Below are 19,703 nucleotides of genomic sequence, written 5' to 3' on the forward strand. Positions count from 1 at the left end.
ATCCATACCATCACGGTGTAAATAAAGATCAGAGCTCCAGTTGAAGAATCGGCGGATCGCCGAAGTGCAGTACTAGGTCACGCTACGGCGCACAGCGCGCCCACTTTCAGTGCGATGCTCCCAGCGGTCGACATACTCACCATTGGAATAAAACACTGTACCAACAGGATCGTTGGCATGTTGATGGCAAGCTTGAACATAGGTGTATGTTTGTTATTTTTTTGCTCTCCACTTTTACCATTGTGGAACCGATCAAGTGCCGGATAGACCCGCAAAAATCAATATAACGGCGCATCGTGGCCACTTAAAAGGCAATTCCAAACTGATCGTGGCCGTCACCGTAATCAAACACTACATCATTCTCGAAATACCTCCGATCTAGTCCCAACTTTTTCCATCAATCATCCTAACAAAAAGACCAAGCTCCTTAACAATTTTCCGTTCATCAACAATCATCTGCAAAGTGCTTTTTTACATGCTTGCTTTCCATCAGTATTTTGCCGTGATGGCCACACACGTACAGTTTTCCTCAAAAGGCGCTCTCAGGCACGCGACTCACTCGTCTCGCCACCTTTGTTATTCAGCGGCCCGCTCAGGAGCGCATGCCACAGTCTCTGCTGGACTACGAAGTCCAATCCACACGGTTACTTTGAAATCCGATTAGACCTGTATCTGAAGCTCAGGGATGGCTGCAAACAAGTCCGCAACCAAACCGTAATCAGCCACCTGGAAGATCGGCGCTTCTTCGTCCTTATTGATCGCAACGATCACCTTGGAGTCTTTCATGCCGGCCAGGTGCTGGATCGCTCCGGAGATACCGACGGCGATGTACATCTGTGGAGCAACGATCTTGCCGGTCTGGCCGACCTGCATGTCGTTGGGTACAAAACCTGCGTCGACCGCGGCGCGGGAAGCACCGACGGCAGCGCCCAGCTTGTCGGCCAGGGCGTACAGGTGTTTGAAGTTGTCGCCGTTCTGCATGCCGCGACCGCCGGAAACGACGATTTTGGCAGCGGTCAGTTCCGGACGATCAGACTTGGCCAGTTCTTCGCCAACGAAGCTGGAAATCGCAGCATCGTGAGCAGCAGCAACGGCTTCAACAGCGGCCGAACCACCTTCAGCAGCGACCGGGTCGAAACCGGTGGCACGCACGGTGATCACTTTGACCGCAGCGTTCGACTGAACGGTCGCGATGGCGTTACCGGCGTAGATCGGGCGCTTGAAGGTGTCAGCGCTTTCAACCGAGATGATCTCGGAGATCTGGTCAACGTCCAGCTGCGCAGCAACGCGCGGCAGGATGTTTTTGCCGTTGGAAGTGGCGGCAGCCAGGATGTGGCTGTAGCCCTTGCCCAATTCAGTGACCAGAGGAGCGACGTTTTCCGGCAGCTGGTGAGCGTAGGCAGCGTTATCAGCTACCAGTACTTTCGCCACGCCAGCGATTTTCGCAGCGGCTTCAGCCACGGCGCCAGCGCCCTGACCTGCAACCAGCACGTGGATGTCGCCGCCGATTTTGGCAGCAGCGGCCACGGTGTTCAGCGTGGCCGGGGCCAGCACTTTGTTGTCGTGTTCAGCAATAACCAAGATAGTCATTTAGATTACCTTCGCTTCGTTTTTCAGTTTCTCGACCAGTTCAGCCACCGACTTGACCTTGATACCCGCGCTGCGTGCAGCCGGCGCTTCGACTTTCACGGTCTTGTTGGTGGAGGCGGTGGAAACGCCCAAAGCGTCCGGAGTCAGCACTTCGAGAGGCTTCTTCTTGGCTTTCATGATGTTTGGCAGGGACGCATAACGCGGCTCGTTCAAACGCAGGTCGGTGGTGACGATGGCTGGCAGTTTCAGGGAAACTGTTTGCGCGCCGCCATCGATTTCGCGAGTCACGGCAACCGAGTCGCCAGACACTTCGACTTTCGAAGCAAAGGTGCCCTGACCGTAGCCGCTCAATGCAGCGAGCATCTGGCCAGTCTGGTTGTTGTCGCTGTCGATGGCCTGTTTGCCGAGGATCACCAGCTGAGGCTGTTCCTTGTCGACAACGGCTTTGAGCAGCTTGGCAACGGCCAGGGAAGTCAGATCTTCAGCGGATTCGACGAGGATGGCGCGGTCGGCACCCAGAGCCAGCGCAGTGCGCAGTTGCTCTTGAGCGGTGGACGGGCCGATGGAGACGACGACGATTTCAGTCGCAACGCCTTTCTCTTTCAGGCGTACGGCTTCTTCCACTGCGATTTCGCAGAACGGGTTCATCGACATCTTCACGTTGGCGAGGTCGACGCCGGAATTATCCGCCTTGACGCGAACTTTCACGTTGTAATCGACTACACGCTTTATAGAAACAAGTACCTTCATCGCTTCCTCTAAGCTAGCTTTTTGGACAGCCCCTATTGGACTGAGTTAATGGAACACACCCACGACGGTGTTCAGGTAAATTGCCTGCTGCCTGCGTAAAAGAAATGTTCGGGTACTACCCAGCAGCATATCGTCGAGGTATTCAAAACTACCGGCTCGCGTGCAACGCTGCCCGGCGCCCGGAAAAAACACAATCTGCAGCGGAAAGCCCGCTGACATATAAGTTCGATGGCAAGCCAATCGCAGTTCTACCTGCCGCATAGAGACCACCAATCGGGGAACTATCGGCACGTAAAACCTGCCCGCTTTGCTCATTCACACGGAGACCTCCCACCGTCATTGTCGGACAGGGAAACATCTTGCTGGATGACGAAACATCCACCGCATAGAAAGGGCCTTCTCGCAGGGCGTGGCACTCAGAGCGACTCTTGCCAAACTCATCGGCTTCCAGTCCATCCACCCCCCGGTTGTAGCGGGCTACGGTTTCCATCATGGTCGCCTCGGGGATCTTCATTTTTCTCGCCAATGCCCCCAGGGTTTTGCCCTTGCGGACCTGGAAGAGTAAAGCGAGCACCAGCGGAATACGCATGAACGGGAACAGGTTATCGAGCACCACTTCCCGCCAGGAACCGCTATAAAGTGCGCGATCCAGAAGTATGTAGCCTTCACCGGACTGATGTTCGTTCATGGCCAAACCAATGGCCGCGCCATATAGCTCTTCGTTAACATAGCGCTGGCCGCTGGCGTTGATCAGGATGCCTTTGGGCCACTGCGAGGGAGGATTGATGAATCGCCAACTGCTCATTCGCTCCATCAGGCCCGCCACCCCGCCGACACTCTGTCCCAGGCGTATGCCACTGCCGTTGTCACCGCCCGGAGACCCCATGGCCATGCTAGTGACGTACTTGGGCGCATGACTTTCGACCATCTGACGGTTCCAGACGAACCCACCCGCGCTCAGGCATACCCCACGATACGCGCGGACTCGATAGTGCTTTCCATGCTCGCGCTGCAGCGCTTCTGCCTGGCGCCAGAACACTTGAGCCTTGCGCTCAAGCCGCGCGAAACCGGGCATTGATGTCGGTAGTCTTTGCAGAATTTTCCGTGCTTTCTCCTGGGCCTGAGCGTATGTCACGGCCTCGGGTGAGTCCGGTGGGATGCGGATCACTGAAACGCCCAATACATCCCCGCCCGTCGATACGATCAGTCGACGGGCTTCAGTCCGTGGCCAGAACTCAACCCCCAGCGCCGCTGCTCGCGCCTGCAAGGGCTCAGTCAAGTGAATGCCGAATCCAACCGATTGATTGGACGGCTCATGCCAATACTTGTGGCCCCGCGCCGCAGGCTTGGCGATAGCCGCGTGCGTGGCTGCCAACGCGCTGTCCGAATGGTACAGAAAACTTCCGGCGGGCGGATAAAAGGTTTTCTTCGGGTAGTAGGTGCTATCGAACCGAACACCATGACCGGCCAGCCAGTCCAGATCGGCTGAACTGCCCGCGCAGAACCGCTGGAGTGTCTGCGCACTGACAACATTCTGAGTCTCGATGCGCAGGTATTTGTACATCTCCTCTACCGTATCCTCTACCCCTGCCTGGCGCTGGACGCTCGTTCCGCCACCGGCGTAGAAAATACCGCCGTTCATGGCCGTGGCTCCTCCCCCCGAAAACGCGTCCACCGCGAGCACCTGCAGCCCCCTCTCGGCGGCCTGAAGTGCCGCACTCACTCCCGCACCACCATAGCCAACCACCGCAAAATCAGTGGTGAAATCCCACTCAACCGCCTGCACATTCTCGACGCGCTCCGGCGACTCGACGTTGCTGAACCATTGGGGTGAATCCGGCCCGAACTCATATGACATGCTGAACCTCCTGGAAGCTGTATGGCCTCTGACTGCTTCCCATACACAGACACCCCGTACCTTAAAAACATCCATCGGTGCAAAGCTGATCCAGCGACTGAGTTGCAGGTCAAAGAAACGAGATGAGTGTGCACAGAGTCGGTGTAACGTCGCCCGGGGAGCGACGCAACACCTCAACTTAGGTCAGGCATCAGGCTTGGCGGCTGCTTCCCTGGCTTCCTGGGCGATTTTCTCTGCCGCTTGCTGCTCCCAAACAGGCAACGCATGGCGGGTATCGGTTTCTGCTTCAAAGCGGTTAACCATCTCGGGTTTGATATCTGCCACATCAACAAAGAACTGCTGGTACCAACGGCGCAGTTGATAGAGCGGACCATCGCTGTCGCACAACAGAGGGTTGTCGATGCGCGTCTTGGTTTTCCAGATGGCCACGTCCTGCAGCGTGCCGATGCGAAAAACCTCAGTCACCATCGCGGCGCGGGCCGCATTTTGCTCGGCATTCAGATCAGCACGGTTACGAGTAATGAAACCCATGTGCAAGGCAAAACTGTTTGCATCGATCGGGTAGTGAGCCAGGATTTCATAGCTTTCGATAGGGTCGTCACCGGTAAAGTTAACCATCAGCCGCGAGACCAGGTAAGACGGGCCGTGGTAGGTCGTCTCACCGCGTGACATGCAGGCCAGATCAGCAATATCGCCGGTATAAGTCGCATCTTTCTGGTAGGGAGGCTGTTCGATTTGCGGGCCGGTCTCCAGATACTGCGTTGCAAAGTTGCCCTCGAAAACGTTCTTGAAATAGGAACTCGCCCCACCTTTACCGTACCCATGGATATAGAAAAAGTGCGCGACGTCCACCAGATTGTCGACCAATTCCCGGCTGTTGGTGCCGACGGTTTCAGTGGTCCAGGACCAGTCGGTCCATTCATCGCTGAAGGCCCCTTCCAACCGAGGAATGATCACATCCGCCGGAGGAGGATTGCCCTCGGGGTCGTGCCAGACAAACAGTTGCCGGTTCTCTTCACAGGTGATGAAGCTCTGCGTGCGAGCACGAGGCGGAACACGCCTGGCATACGGGATCCCGGCGCACTTTCCATCCCCTGCCCAGCGCCAGTCATGGAACGGACAGGCAATGTTGTCGCCCTTGATGGTTCCTTCACCCAGGTGGCCACCCAAGTGCGGGCAGAACGCATTGAGTACATTGAGTTTTTTGCTGTGCTCACCCTCGAAAACCACCAATTGGGTACCAAATGCTTCAAGGGTATGTGGTTTTCCGTCTCTGAACTGATCGCTCAGCCCCAGGCAGTGCCAACCACGAGCAAAGCGTTCACTCAGGTCGCTGACGATGACGTGGGCTTTATCATCCAGATTATTGGCCAGATTACTCATACAAACCTCCATTCTATTTTTGTTTTTTTCAGAAAACTGACGGGCGCACCGTCATAGAGCTTCAAGTGAAACTTGAGGACGGGTTCATCAGGGCAAGGCCGCGGCGTAAATGAGGTGCATCAACCAGTTTGATTTGCCCGATCACCTCCAGCAGTTCGGCGTCCAGTGGCTGCCGTTGCCGTTGCTGTTGTGCAATCCAGCCCTTTACCCACTCCAAGGCCGCTTGATCAACGCGATCGGCCGGCGTATTGGTGTCAACTTCGACATGTAGCTCACAGTCGCTGCCATCATGAATCGGCAGGCAAAATGAGACTTGCCTGGGTCCCTGCTCTTGAATGCTTTTTCTAGCGCTGACGCGTTCAAGAGTCATTACTTGCGAGAGCCAATGGGCGATACCCAGACGCATAGCGCGTTGAACTTCGTCGGCCAGAAACACACCGTTCTGTGGATTGAGGACATAGCCAATCGGCACATCCAGCAGCGTTTCCTCAAGAACGAGATGTTCTTGCGCACCAAAATCCAGGCAAACCGAGCACTGCAGATACCCCGAGACTTGTCCCTCATCGGTTCGGACAATTTTGAGCTTCTGAGCACCCTTCGCGAGATAAGCAACGGACATGTGCACCTCCAGTCCTGGTCACCATAAGGCCGTCGGGTAAACGCCGACGGCCTGACGCATTAAAGGAAGAAATCCTGGCTCTGCTGGCCCATCTGCACCTTCGCCCAGTTGACACCAAACATTTGGAACTGGTTTGCCGCATGCTGGCGGCCCACATTGATGTCCGCCAGAAACCGGCCATACGGGTTGTTCGTGAACACCGCCGCGCCCCCCGCCGCCTTGAACAAACGAGACGCCAGGTACGAGACTCGTTCAGGCGGAAAGCTCGCCTGGAAGCGGTACTTCACGCGCTCTTCAATGGGCGGAACTTCCCCGCGCTCGGCATAACCTTCCAGCGCATCGAAGTTGCGCTTGAGCACAAGGGACAACTCATCGATCGCATTGCTCGCTTCGGCAATGATCAATTGAGCCGTGGGATCTTCGTTGGTTTTGATACCCACGACATTGACTCGCACCTTGGCGGTTTCCAGGAAGCAGTCGAGCATGCCGCGCAACGCCCCAATGGCGGCAGTGGAAACGGCCCGACTGAAGACCTGACCGAAAGGCATCCGGTAGAGCGGCGAGGTGTTCCACTGGTTACCTGGACTATTGCAAGTAAAACCGTCGAACATTTTGTGGGTGCGATACTCAGGAACGAACACATCGTTAATGACGATGTCCTTGCTGCCAGTGCCTTTGAGGCCGGCGGTATGCCAGGTATCGACGATTTCGTAGTCCTTGCGTGGAATCAACCAGGTCCGGGCATCCATCGGTTGGCCTTCAGGTTGCTGCACCAGGCCGCCCAGAAACACCCACTCGCAATGGTCGCAACCGCTGGAGTAACCCCAGCGCCCACTGAACATGAAGCCACCTTCGACCGGCGTTGCGCGACCGGTCGGCATGTAGGAAGAGGAGATCCGGGTCGAAGAGTCCTTGCCCCACACATCCTGAGCGGCCCGATCATCGAACAGCGCCATCTGCCAGGCATGCACCGCGACGACCGAATAGACCCAGCCGACGGACATATCACCCTCGGCGAGCGCCATGACCACATCGTAGAAAACCTTAGGGCTTAGCTCATAGCCACCGTAGCGCTTGGGCTGAAGGATGCGGAACAGGCCGGCCGCCTCTATATCATTGATGGTTTCCTGCGGCAGGTTTCTGTGCTCATCACCCAGCTTGGCCCGTTGGCGCAGCATGGGAATCATGGCGCGTGCGCGGTTGATCAGCTCTTCGCCGTCTGGAATGTCCAGAACAGGCTGTTTCATTTCGACTGTTTGCATGGTTTTTATCTTCCGAAATAGTGAAACCAATGTTCTGCAAGGCACTCATCGGTGCTCTGCTCCTCAGGGTGGGGAGAGCGGCCTACTGTCCGGGCGGCGGGGACCAGTGATGCCCCCAATGGCTGCCACGGGTAGTTTCGAAAACCGAATGATTGTTCTCCCAATCCTTGACCAGGCCACCGCAACCGAACTCGAGGGCAAAACCACCGGGAGTCCAGACATAGAACGAGACCATATCGTCGTTAACATGACGGCCAAGGCTGCTTGCCAGAGGCACCTTGTGCGCGGCGACGCGGTCAAGCGCTCGCCCCACGTCGTCCAGACCGGGGACTTCCAACATGATGTGGACGCAACCGCTAGGTTGAGGAATTTCCGCGAGGGCAAGGCTATGCTGACGAGGATTGCAGTGCATGAAATGAATACGTGCACGATGCTCGGGAGACAGTTGGGCATGCAGAATGTCGGAGAGTCCGAAGCCGCAGACCTCACGCCAAAACTGAAATGAGGCGTCGAAATTCATCGACGGCAGCACCACATGCCCCATGCCCATATTACCGGTGACAAAGCGCTCTACCCCGACCGGCGACACGAAAGGTGCGAAGTCGGAGATCGGCCCCCACATCACTTCCTGTCGGTTCCCGGACGGGTCGACAAAGGAAAACAGCCCGGTCACTTTGCGCAACGCACGGTCCAGTGCCGACGACTCGATGATCTCGACACCAGCCTTTTCAACGGTCTCCTTGACACCTACGAACTGCTCCTGGGACGTGGTTTCCCAGCCCGAGGCATAGAGCCCGTCGCGAGTGCCTGGAATGACCAGGATTCGATAGTGACGACCATCGGCTTTCAGATAGATCGCGCCATCCTCTGCCGGCAATTCGGCCAAGCCAACAACCTGCGTACCAAAGTGTCGCCATTTCTCGACATCGGTGGATTCGACCACCACATATGCCAGTTGATTAATGCTCATCTCCATCCCCTTTTAGGCTTTTTTGTTGTTCAGAACGTGGGGCATGCGCAGGCGATAATCGCCAGCGACATTCATCCGTCAAAACTGATCGAAACCTTGTCACTGATTGCGCGCGCCTGGCAGGCCAGCACCCAACCTTGAGCAAGGTCTTCAATACCCAGGACTTCGTTGTGACGCATGCTCACCTCGCCTTCGCTGACTCGGCACATGCAGGCGCTGCAACGGCCTTCACGACAGGAAAAAGGCGCCATCACGCCTGCCCCCAGCAAGGCGTCCAGAAGATCAACGCCTGGTGCCCAGGACAGCGTGTGAGTGACGCCGTCGAGCTCAGCGTTGAGCTCAATCCTGGGGTGGTCGTGCGCGGTGTCGTCAGGCACGTCCACCAGCACTCCGGGGTCGCTGTTCAAGGACACGAAACGCTCAACGTGGATGCGCGACCGATCCACCTTCAGATAAATCAGCGCCTGCTCCACCGCATCCATGAATGGACCCGGGCCACACACAAAGGCATGGGAATCAATGTGCTCGGCACAGAGGCTACCCAATTGCTCCAAGGTCGGACGCCCTTGCACCGACTCTAGCCAATGCATGACGGTGAGCCGTCGTGGATAGGCCTGGGCCAGTTGCAACAGCTCATCGCGAAAAATCACCGACTGCTCGTCGCGATTGGCATAAAAAAGAAACATACGACCGCTGCCTTGTAGCAGGCTCGACTTGAGGATCGACATGACCGGCGTAATGCCGCTGCCACCGGCAAACAGTAGAAAATCCACGTCCAATGAAGCGGGACAAAACACCCCTGCCGGCGCCAGAACCTCCAGCTCATCGCCAGCGCGCACGTTGTCGCATAGCCAGTTGGAACCCAGACCGTCCTGCACTCGTTTGACGGTAACCTTCAGCGCTCCATCAGCTACAGGCGAGCTCGCCAGTGAGTAACAACGCGCAATGGCCTTGCTCTGTGTTGGAACCCGTAGCGTCAGAAACTGCCCGGGTTTATAGGTGAACGCTCGACTGTCACTGGGCTCGGAAAACACGATCGACTTGCTGTCGTGCGTTTCCTCGATGACGTACTCAACCCGAAGCCGGTGATAAAGGGATTTCGACATAGCCTTAACTCTTGCAATGACAACGGAGCCACACTCCACCTGGTGCTCGCCATCGATACATCCGAACGGCAAGCGCCCCTCTGCTCAGCCGAGAAAACTCAGTACTTCCTGATTGAAGTAGTCAGGCTCTTCGAGCATGAACCAGTGCCCGGAGCCGGTTGAAATGATCACCCGCGCGTTGCCCACCAACCCTGCAACGACCAGGGCGTGACGAACCGGCAGGAAGTTGTCCTTCTGCCCCCACAGGCACAACACGGGCATCTTCAGTTCTGCCAGGCGCTCAGCGAACACCTCGACTTTCATGGTGCTGAAGACCGCCAGCGGTTGCTCAAGCCAGACCGGAAGACGCGTATCAATCAACTCATCAGTAATCATCTCGGGCGACGCCACAATGTGATGCAGCAGTTCCCTGAAAGACCCCTTGTCAGTCTTGCGCCCCTGGATAAATGCCCCCATGCACCGCAAACCACTCATCTGCCCCGCCCACAGTTCTGGCGCCTCGACACCACCGGGCCCCATGACCACGAGTTTGGCCACCTGCTCGGGATAAGTGAGCCCGAACTGGAAGGCGATGGATCCACCCAGCGAATTGCCCACCAACACCACGCGCGTCACATTCTTTTTCTGCAGAAATTCGTGCAGTACCTCCACGTGCAGAGTCGAGGTGTATTCAATATCGTCAGGCTTATCAGACAAGCCGTAACCCAGGTAATCAGGGACCAGAACGTGATAGCCCTGCTCGGCGAAGTACGGATAGTTCAGATGGAAGTTGCTGTAGCCACTGGCGCCGGGGCCACTGCCATGCAGAAAGAGCAAGGAAGGGCGATCAGCATTCGCCTGACCTATTTCGTGGTAATGCAGACGATAGGTATCTTGCACTTCAAGAAAATTGCCGACCGGGATGGGCGAAGATAAGACAGCAGACTTCAAGGACATAACCGTTCTCCACGTGTTGTTATGTCCTGAATATGAGGCTTCGCTAAGGGCCCTGCATGCTCAACATAGATTAGGTGTGGAGCCAGAATGCAGAGAAAAGGACGAACGTATCGGCCTAAGGAAGTACGGCTGACGATCGCGTCCTCGACGAGGAAAAAACCGGCTAAAGCGTCAGCCTGATCGGGAACACACGTCTTGAATGATCGACACGTTTGGGCCGCGCCAACGGTGCCGTGTGGTGGTCACCGCAAGCCTCTGCGCGCCGGTGCTGGATCGTCTGTACGGATGGCTGTTAATTCGCTTCCCGCGCCAGATGGCAGGAAGCGTTCGAACAGAGAAGGATGCCTGGAGGCATCCCCTCCCCTGACTACTGGCAACGCACTAGTCGTTGGGGCTCAGGCTGGAAAGGCCGATGACGCCATTGAGAACAATCCTGACCAGTTCGGCTTGCCGCGTAACGCCCGCCTTGCTGAAGATTGAACGCAAATGCGTACGGGCCGTGTTGAGGCGAATGCCCAACAATTCGGCGGCTTCATCCAGGGCAAGCCCTTTGGCCAACTCCATGGTCAACGTGGCTTCGGAGGGTGTGAAGTCGAACACCTGACGCAAGATCTCGCGAGGCGCGGTGGTCTGAGCATCCGGGTCGCAGATGAAGACGACCCACGCGGGCCGGCACTTGCCTTCCGACTCCGCACGCAGTGGAATGCTCCGGGCGACCAGCCCGAACTTGCGCTTGCCCGAGGGCCGGGTGATAGACATCACCTGAGCCGCCGTACCCGCTGAAGCAATCAAATCATGCAATAGGCTGCGCTCAGTCTTGTAGTGCGCTTCCAGTCCTCCCGCCACCAGCTTGAGGCCGTCCTCTTCATTCAGCATTGTCTGGGCCACTTGATTGCAGCGCAGTAAATGCTTGTCCTCATCCAGCACAATCGCCCCGATGTGGAGCCGACTGAGCGCGTCTTCATACAGCTCGCTTTGTGTCTCGTGACGCTCCAGGTGCGCCGCCAGACTCAGTGCTTGCCCGAAATGCGGGAGCAACTCACGTAACCGCGATTTATCCGCTTCGGTAAAAGGCGGCTGATCAGGCAGACGATACATCCGTACGCGGCAGACGGTGCCGTTGCGGGACACAATGTTGACACCCAGCCCGTGACGAACGCCGCCTTCACCGATGAAACGCTTGTAGAACTCAGAGTTCAGCCAGGTGCTTGCGCCCAGATATTCATCGATGGTGACGACCTGATCAATGGGCAACTCAACAAAGGGATCGATCGTCCAGTAATGCGCTCGGTAGGCATGCTCGATTTCCGGGTTGCGAGGGTGACATACCAGAAAACCCAGGTCCGTACTGGTTGAAGGCCTGATCACAATGATCGCCGAAGCATCCATGTAAGCGGCAAGGTGGCAGGAGGTATCGCGCCAGGGCTCACTGGAGAGGAGGCTCTGATAGATGGACAGCATCACCCGGCTCTGATCGACGCATCCAAGAGCGACTACCTGTTCGGTATCGTGGGCGAGAATCTCCGGTTGGCCTGGCCGAAGAACCGTACTAGGTAGGGTGTTAAGCACAGCGGACAAGTTAGGTTTTAGTGAATTTCCCGCGCATGACTTCTTCATTGCCTGCATGAAACCACCTCTTTTTATTATCGTTATCCGTAGGCGAGTGATTACGCTTATCTCATCATTTGGTCAATTCGCCGCCAACGCCTTACTGAGTGCCGGATCATTAGGTTCATTGAACACACAACGCACTCCGTTGGGATCGTAGATACCCATCACACAACGGTTGCAACTGGTACAACCCGAGCGGGTCAGCGCACCGCTCGCCAGCTTGTTGACGAAATCCGGGTCGTGAATAAGGGCTCTTGCCAGCGCAATACTGTCGAACCCCTCATCAATCACTTGCTGGGCTGCCGCCATTGATTTCACGCCGCCGACCAGTGCGAGCGGCATACGCACAGCCTGACGAATCTGGCGGGCGTGCTCCAGAAAATACAGCTCATGGAATGCCAGGTCCTTGGGCTGCTGCAGGCCCAATGCCCAAGGCCCTATACGCGCGAGCCCCCGGGCGTGGGCTTTCATATCTTCCAATGGCATAGGGCTGCCAAACAACGCCCAAGGGCTATGCATGTTGTGCCCGCCACTCAAGGTCAGAATGTCAGCGCCATCGTGCTCCAGAATCTTTGCCGTCACTGAAGCTTGCTCGGCATCGATCCCACCCTGCTTCGCATCGGTCTGATTGATCTTGCACCCCACCGCCAGGCGCGCGCCTACCGCGTCCTTGACTCGCCGTAGCACCATGGCTGGGAAGCGGCTTCGGTTCTGCGTACTGCCGCCATATTCATCACGACGATGATTGCTCAACGGCGACAGAAATTGGTTGAGCAAATAGCCATGTCCCATGTGGATTTCAACAGCGTCAAAACCCGCCTCCCTGGCCAGAACGGCGGCCCGGGCAAATTCTTCAGCGACCCGCTGCATGTCCAAGTCGGTCATGGCTCGCTGAAACAAAATGCCCTGGAGCATCCCGAAAGCGTTGATACCCGATGAGGCCGTTCGGGGATAGCCCTTTTCCGGACGCAGCATGGTGAAAGAGCCGCCATGGGTGATTTGCAGACAAGCGGCTGCACCTTCGGCATGCACCGCGTCAGTCAACACCCGCAAATGCGGCAACACCTCACGTGACATGTGGAACTGGTGCCGGAACGTTCGCCCATCCGGCGACACGGCCCCATAAGCGACGGTGGTCATGCCCACACCGCCGGCCGCGACGTCGCGATGGTGCTTGACCAAAGCCTGGGTCGGCATCCCGTCAGGTGTCATCCCCTCGTTAGCACCGGCCTTGATAAACCGGTTACGCAGGGTGATAGGTCCCAATGTGAGAGGGGAAAAAGGAGAACCCCTTCCGATATCAGCAGTCGTCATGTTCATCACTCCCTCAGCCGTGGGTTCCGCCATCAATGCGCAGTACCGCACCGTTCACGAACGCCCCATCCTCAGAGGCCAGCATCGCGATCACCGACGCCACTTCCTGAGGTTCACCCAATTGGCGGTCTGGACGGGAGAGGTGTGCGTACAGACTGAAGTCAACGCCCTCGGGGAAACCATGGGCTTGAGCGGCGACCATCGGTGTCCCGATCCCGCCGGGGGCAATAGCGTTGACCCGCACGCCACGGTTCAGGTATTCGCGGGACAAGGCTTGGGTCAATGCGGCCACCCCCCCCTTGCTCGCCGAATAAGCGGCCATGTATGCATGCCCAAAGAATGCAGACGTTGAGGCGGCATTGACGATGTTGCCCTTGCTTTGCAGCAGATAAGGCAGGGCCTCGCGACAGCACAAGAATGTGCCACCCAGGTTGATCTGGACCAGCTCCATGAACACGTCGAATGACGTTTCGGTGGTATGGGTGGAACGCAGAATGCCTGCCATATTAACCAGCACATCCAACTGCCCTTGCTCTTGCACAAAATCGTGCACGGCTTCTCGCACTTCTTGCTCATGGGTGACCGAAACCTGCTTCGACAACGCAAGCCCGCCGTAGCCTGCCGCTGCATTGGCCAGCTCCAGAGTTTGCGCCAGTCCTTCGGCGTTGCGGTCGAGAGCGAGCACGGTCCCGCCTTCAGCCACCAGGCGAATAACCGCCGCCTGCCCAATACCGGACGCACCGCCGGTGACGATGATTTTTTTATTCTGAAAACGAGATGCAAAGGTCATGGTTTAAATCCTTATTATTAGAATCGAATCATTATCAGGCGCCTCGCAGAGCTGGAGTGAAAGCAAAAATCAGCCTGTTCTCCACTCCCCGCACTCCGAGTATTTAAACACTCCCGGCGGTCGCCGCCAGATCACTGCGTTTGGACGATGGCCTTAAGCCCTTGATCTGATCATCACTGCCCGTCACCACGGTCGAGTCATCCGTCGCGGTGTGGGGACGCGTCTCCCCGCGTAACAAGAAGTGGGACAGCGCCGGGATCAAGACCAGCGAGCCAATCATGTTCCAGAGGAACATGAACGTGAGCAGAATCCCCATGTCGGCCTGGAACTTGATAGGCGAGAACACCCAGGTCAACACCCCGGTGGCGAGCGTCAGGCCAACCAGCGCGACGACTTTGCCGGTAAACATCAAGGCTCCGCTGTAAGCCTCTTCCAGGCTAGCGCCACGGCGTTGCAGGGTCAGTTGAACACTCAGCAAGTACAGCGCGTAGTCGACACCCGCCCCCACACCCAATGCAATAACCGGCAGCGTGGCGACTTTGACCCCGATGCCCATGTACACCATCAAGGCTTCGCAGAGCAGCGAGGTAATGACCAGCGGCACCAGGGCCACCACCACGGCCCTCCAGCTGCGGAAAGAAATCAGGCACAGCACCACGACCGAGGCGTAGAGCAACAGCAGGACGGTCAGGTTAGCGTCGGCCACCACCAGGTTGGTCGCGGCCTCAATCCCTGCCGGGCCTGCCGCCAGAAGAAACTGCCGGTCTTCGTTGTCATGTTGTGCCGCAAACGCTTGAACAGCACTGACCACCCCATTGAGCGTATCGGCGCGGTGGTCGGCCAGGTAGGCGATCACGGGGGAAATCGAGCAACTGAAATTACTCAGTTCAGGTGATTGCAAGGCCGCGTACTGAGAAGCCTGTGCAGACACTTCATCTTGACGCGGAATGCTCATCCACTTCGGATTCGCCTCTCCGTAGCTGGAGTTGATGAACCGCACTGAACTGGACAGGCTGGCAACGGACTGCACACCGGGCACATCACGAAGCATCTGGGTTAAGCGGTCGATCTCGGTCAAGGTTTCAAAGGTGGAGCAGCCGCCCGGTTTGGTCTTGACGATCACGGCGAACTGATCGGTCGAACGGCCGAAGCTCTGATTGAAAAACATTACGTCCTGGTTATACCGCGATCCTGGACGAAGCTCCGGGGCGCCAGCATCCAGATCACCGATCTGCAAGTCACTGCGCACCATAAAGGCCCCCACGCCCACCGCCAGTGCCAACACCACCAACACGCGGGCATACGAAGGGCTTGTGCACTTGACCAGCAGCGTACCGACCGCCTTGAAGAACGAATTGTGTTGGCTGCCTGCCGCCAACTCGGCTTCGTTGCGAACGCTGCGGCGCGCGGCCGATCGGCTGACACCCAGGTAAGAGAGCATCACCGGAACCATGATCAACTGGGTGAAAATCAGGACGCAGACACCAATGCTGGTGGTGATCGCCAGATCGCGGATAACCGGAATATCAATGATCATCAGCACCGCAAAGCCGAACACATTGGCCAGCAGGGCCGAGAGCCCGGCGACAAACAGGCGACGAAACGTGTACCGGGCCGCCACGTATTTGTGAGTACCTCGACCGATGTCCTGCATGATGCCGTTCATCTTTTGCGCGCCATGGGACATGCCAATCGCGAAGATGAGAAACGGCACCAGAATCGAGTAGGGATCGATTTCGTAGCCCAGCATCTGCATCAGGCCGAGCAACCAGACCACACTGCTCAGCGAAGCGACTAGCAGCAGCAAGGTGCTGCGAATGCAACGCGTGTAGCCAAAGATAATGACGGCAGCGATGGCAGCCGAGATGGCAAAGAAGCCCATCACCTGGGTCAAGCCGGAAATCAGGTCGCCGATCAGCTTGGCGAACCCGATGATGTGCACGCGCACCTTTATCTGGCCGTCAGGCCCGGGCACTTCGTACTGGCCACGAATGTCCTGTTCCAGAAAGTCTGCGAACTCCTGGTAATTCAGGGGTGCGCCGGTGACCGGGTCCTTATCCATCAGCGGCACCAGGATCACCGAAGAGCGCATGTCCAAGGAAACTAGGTCGCCGACCAGGTTCGCCCGCATGACATTGAGCTGCAGCTCCTGGAGTTTTGCCGGTGAACCGTCGTAGCCGTTGGGCATGACCGAACCGCCATCCATCCCGGCTTCACTGATTTCACTCCAGCGTACCCCCGGCATCCACAGCGACCGCATCCAGGCCCGATCAACGCCTGGGGCCAGGTTGACCTTGTCATTGATCTCCTGAAGCGCCTGTAAATAGGCGGGGTCATAGATAGTGCCATGAGGATTTTCCACCATGATCCGCACGGAGTTGCCCAGCGCGACCAGGTCTGCCTTATTGTCCAGATAGTTGCGAATGAACTCGTGAGAGTTCGGCATCATCCGTTCAAAGCTTGCGTTGACGTGTAGCTGCGTCGCCTTGTATCCCAAAAACACGGTCAAGACCGTACTCAACAGAATAAAGAGAAGCCGGTTATTGAAAATCAGACGCTCAATGAAGTTGCCAGAGCGGACATCAAACTGCTGCCGATCTTCAAGAACAGGTGTTGCATTGTTTTCCACGGAGGTGGTCATCTTATTATTCCTCTCACCCAGGCTCAGTAGTGCTCAACCAGTACAACCAAAGCGCTATGGGGTCTCCATAATCGTCACGCCGTTCAATCCAACCAACGCCAGTCGCTCGGCCGACAAACCCACCACGCCGGTGAACAAGGTCGGTTGCTTGACCTCGAGTGGCGTGAAGGTTGCGCCCCCGTTATGGCTGATCGCGGCCTGAGCGGACTGGCTCACCAGTACAAAACCGCGCCCCTCCAGCGCAGCCCCTGCGGTCACACTGCCTTTAAAGTCACTGCCCACCGCCGTCCAGGTCTGTGCACCGTCAACACTGCGAAACACATGCCCCTTCAAGCCGTAAGCCAGTAGATTTCCCTTGTCACCGGCCAGGCCAAACAGCGTGCCTTGATAGCCCGTCTCACTCGCCACAAAGCTTTGGGTTAACGGGTCCTGGCGCCATACTCGACCACGTTCACCGGTGATGAAAAGCGCCCCATCCACTCCGCGAATTGACGTCAGGTGAAACAGATCGTTGTTGTCGATTTGCGTGTTCCAGGGCTGCCAGGTTTCACCGCTGTCGTGGCTGGCCATGATCAAACCAAAGGGGCCCACTGCAAAACCATTGCCCCGGGTATCGAACCAGACGCCCATGAAAAACTGCCCGGGGCCCGGGCGCGTCATATTGAGAATGGCTGTCAGATAATTTTCGGCACTTTGCTCATCAAGTCCGGATTTGCTTTTGAAGTAATCGACAACAATCGCTTCCAGGCCACGTCCGTCCAGCTGCTTTGTCCAGGTCGTCCCCGCATCCAGGCTGCGCAAAATGACGGCGCCGTGCCCGACAGCCCAGCCGCGTTGATCGTCAGCGAAATACACCGCATTCAAATCGACGCTGACAGGCACCTTGGCCTGGGCCCAGGTCGCCCCCTGATCATCAGAGAAAATGATGACCCCGTTGTCCCCTGCCGCCACCAGGCGCTTGCCGGCCTTGGCGATATCTCGCATGGGTTTGTGATCAGCCTGGTGTACACCGGCGACAGGCAAGTCGAGCGGATCGACAAAGGAATTGGCGTTGACGGCGGCAGGAGTCGCCAACAAGGCACCTGCGAACAGCAATGCACGTGACTTTTTCATAAACATCAGGCTAGGCATGAAGGCTCCCTTTGCACTTTCTCTCTCCGCAAGATCGAGTCTGCTGTTGTTGTTTTTCAGAGGGTTGCAGTTACGCGCCGGGCCATGATGGCGTTCAGGCTGAGGTCGCCAACTCAGTGTCCGCTGCTCGTTGATTCTCGGCATGCCTAATCTTGATTAGATCGGCACACAACGGCCAAAAGGTTATGAGACAGGCCTTGCACCTGATCCCAGAAGTGCCGACGGCCCGCGCAGCGTGGGCAGCCTCTTACTTCCTCTTCAGACGAACGAGAACCCGACGGTGCAGGCACCGCCGGGTTCTCGTTCTATCAGGCAACAGCTGCGTTAACGTATGCCGCTACCGGCCATGGAATCCGGGGTCAGCTTACCGTTGGGCCAACGGGGTACACGTACGTAGCCAGTACCACCGGCCATATGCATGGAGGTGGCGTACTGCCCCTTCACCAGGTCATAAATGACCATCGGCGTATTGGGCACGGACTTGGTGTTCCAGTCGTAAGTTACGAGCCCCTGAGAGGTACGCATCAACTTGCCGGCCTGGTCATAACCCTCATACAACACTATCGACCAACTGTCCTCATCGACATAGAACACTTTCTTGCTTTGCGCGTGGCGCATGCCGGGTTTGAGGGTCGCTTCCACCACCCAGGTGCGGTGCAATTCCCAACGCATTTTTTCAGGGTTGGCGAATTGCTTGCCATAAGCGTCGTCAGCCGAGGTATGCATCAGGAATTTGTAATTGTTATAGGGGATATAGACCTCTTTCTTGCCGACCAACTTGAAGTCGTAGCGGTCCAGTTGCCCTTCCCACATCCCCAGCTCATCAAAGAAGTAAACCCCACCGGCGGTTGTCATGGGGCTGTCATAGCCGAACTCGGGCACCTGGCGGACGCGCCGCTGCCCCTGGGTATAGAGCCACTGCTTGCTGTTACCGTCTTTTTTCGCATGCATCACCATATAGGTGAGCGACTTGTCTCCCACGCTCCGCGCCGGGCCGACATAGGTACTGAACCGACGCTGGTAAAACGACTGCTCCTCGTCCGGATTGTCGTGGTAAGGCGAGTCGGTGTAGTTATCAATGTCATGGGTCACGATGCGGTTGCCCGCGGAGTCGACCATGTAACCCGAGAAACGTGAACGGTAAGCCGGCCCGTAGTAGCGCAGGTTGTGGTTCCAGACCACCTCACTGCCGGTTTTCGGGATCGGGAACGGGTAGCCCCCCATGGCCCCCTCCAGATCCTCGCCGTCGAAGGTGCTTTTGGTGCGGGTCGCATTTTTGACCGTGGCCGCCTTCAGCCAATCGGGAAAATCCACCACACGGTGGGTTTTATAGACTTCGAGCTTGTAATCCGGCCAGCGCGTCAACAGTTCACGGGTCCCCGTACTGACCTTGTCGCCATACTGCGCAACGTTCGCGCCAGTAATGGTGAACAGCGGTTTTTCGTCAGGAAACGGGTCGGGGTAAATCCCGCCATTTTCCGGCATGGCCGGCCCCTTCCAGTCCGGTTTCCACGCCGGAATGCTGCCATCGGCGTTCCCGGCCTTCTCGGCGCCGAATTCGGTCAGTTTGTCACCGCCCAGTTGTGCAGCCTCATCAGCTGAAACCGCTGCCAAGGCAGAAGCCGACATCGACAAAGCCAGGGCTAATGTCAGTGTCAATTGAGTCTTTTTCATCGTGTATCTCCGTCTAGAGCTCTGCATGCAGACAAGCGTCTCCACGGCCCGGCAGACGCCGAGCCTGA

15 protein-coding genes are annotated in these 19,703 nt (G+C 57.1%); all 15 read right to left on the reverse strand.

All coding sequences use genetic code 11. The features are described 5' to 3' along the window. Nucleotides 1-660: 660 nt before the first annotated feature. Complete coding sequence (locus V7773_RS01830) at nt 661-1,590, reverse strand: electron transfer flavoprotein subunit alpha/FixB family protein (RefSeq protein ID WP_336072021.1); 930 nt, start codon at nt 1,588-1,590, stop codon at nt 661-663. Further along, nucleotides 1,591-2,340, reverse strand: a complete 750-nt coding sequence (locus V7773_RS01835) for an electron transfer flavoprotein subunit beta/FixA family protein (RefSeq protein ID WP_336072022.1) — start codon at nt 2,338-2,340, stop codon at nt 1,591-1,593. A 148-nt stretch (nt 2,341-2,488) separates the two neighbouring features. Then, nucleotides 2,489-4,198 (reverse strand): FAD-binding protein, encoded by a 1,710-nt coding sequence (locus tag V7773_RS01840; RefSeq protein WP_336072024.1) that lies wholly within the window; start codon nt 4,196-4,198, stop codon nt 2,489-2,491. A gap of 183 nt (nt 4,199-4,381) precedes the next feature. Then, nucleotides 4,382-5,581, reverse strand: a complete 1,200-nt coding sequence (locus V7773_RS01845; RefSeq protein WP_079443444.1) for a Rieske 2Fe-2S domain-containing protein — start codon at nt 5,579-5,581, stop codon at nt 4,382-4,384. A 61-nt stretch (nt 5,582-5,642) separates the two neighbouring features. After that, on the reverse strand, nt 5,643-6,200 hold the full coding sequence (locus V7773_RS01850) for a hypothetical protein (protein ID WP_336072027.1): 558 nt from the start codon (nt 6,198-6,200) through the stop codon (nt 5,643-5,645). Nucleotides 6,201-6,259: 59 nt separating this feature from the next. After that, on the reverse strand, nt 6,260-7,462 hold the full coding sequence (locus V7773_RS01855) for a flavin-dependent monooxygenase (RefSeq protein WP_336072029.1): 1,203 nt from the start codon (nt 7,460-7,462) through the stop codon (nt 6,260-6,262). Nucleotides 7,463-7,544: 82 nt separating this feature from the next. Next, on the reverse strand, nt 7,545-8,432 hold the full coding sequence (locus V7773_RS01860) for a VOC family protein (RefSeq protein ID WP_336072031.1): 888 nt from the start codon (nt 8,430-8,432) through the stop codon (nt 7,545-7,547). Nucleotides 8,433-8,503: 71 nt separating this feature from the next. Continuing rightward, complete coding sequence (locus V7773_RS01865) at nt 8,504-9,538, reverse strand: ferredoxin--NADP reductase (RefSeq protein ID WP_336072033.1); 1,035 nt, start codon at nt 9,536-9,538, stop codon at nt 8,504-8,506. A gap of 84 nt (nt 9,539-9,622) precedes the next feature. Further along, nucleotides 9,623-10,474, reverse strand: a complete 852-nt coding sequence (locus tag V7773_RS01870) for an alpha/beta fold hydrolase (protein ID WP_336072036.1) — start codon at nt 10,472-10,474, stop codon at nt 9,623-9,625. Between the two features lie 381 nt (nt 10,475-10,855). After that, complete coding sequence (locus V7773_RS01875) at nt 10,856-11,935, reverse strand: helix-turn-helix transcriptional regulator (protein WP_336072037.1); 1,080 nt, start codon at nt 11,933-11,935, stop codon at nt 10,856-10,858. Between the two features lie 228 nt (nt 11,936-12,163). Further along, a complete protein-coding gene (locus tag V7773_RS01880) occupies nt 12,164-13,399 on the reverse strand; it encodes an NADH:flavin oxidoreductase (protein WP_336072039.1) in 1,236 nt (411 codons plus the stop codon). Nucleotides 13,400-13,412: 13 nt separating this feature from the next. Beyond that, nucleotides 13,413-14,189 carry an SDR family NAD(P)-dependent oxidoreductase gene (locus V7773_RS01885; RefSeq protein ID WP_336072041.1) on the reverse strand — a complete coding sequence of 259 codons (777 nt, stop codon included), beginning with the start codon at nt 14,187-14,189 and terminating at the stop codon, nt 13,413-13,415. 103 nt (nt 14,190-14,292) lie between these two features. Further along, nucleotides 14,293-16,830 carry an efflux RND transporter permease subunit gene (locus tag V7773_RS01890; protein ID WP_336072043.1) on the reverse strand — a complete coding sequence of 846 codons (2,538 nt, stop codon included), beginning with the start codon at nt 16,828-16,830 and terminating at the stop codon, nt 14,293-14,295. A gap of 54 nt (nt 16,831-16,884) precedes the next feature. Beyond that, nucleotides 16,885-17,961, reverse strand: coding sequence for a WD40/YVTN/BNR-like repeat-containing protein (locus V7773_RS01895; RefSeq protein ID WP_336072045.1), 1,077 nt, complete (start codon nt 17,959-17,961; stop codon nt 16,885-16,887). Nucleotides 17,962-18,285: 324 nt separating this feature from the next. Continuing rightward, nucleotides 18,286-19,635, reverse strand: a complete 1,350-nt coding sequence (locus V7773_RS01900) for a DUF1329 domain-containing protein (protein WP_336072047.1) — start codon at nt 19,633-19,635, stop codon at nt 18,286-18,288. Nucleotides 19,636-19,703: the final 68 nt, after the last annotated feature.

This window comes from Pseudomonas sp. 3JA, assembly GCF_036961705.1.
In the GTDB taxonomy this organism is placed as follows: Bacteria; Pseudomonadota; Gammaproteobacteria; order Pseudomonadales; family Pseudomonadaceae; genus Aquipseudomonas; species Aquipseudomonas fluorescens_Q.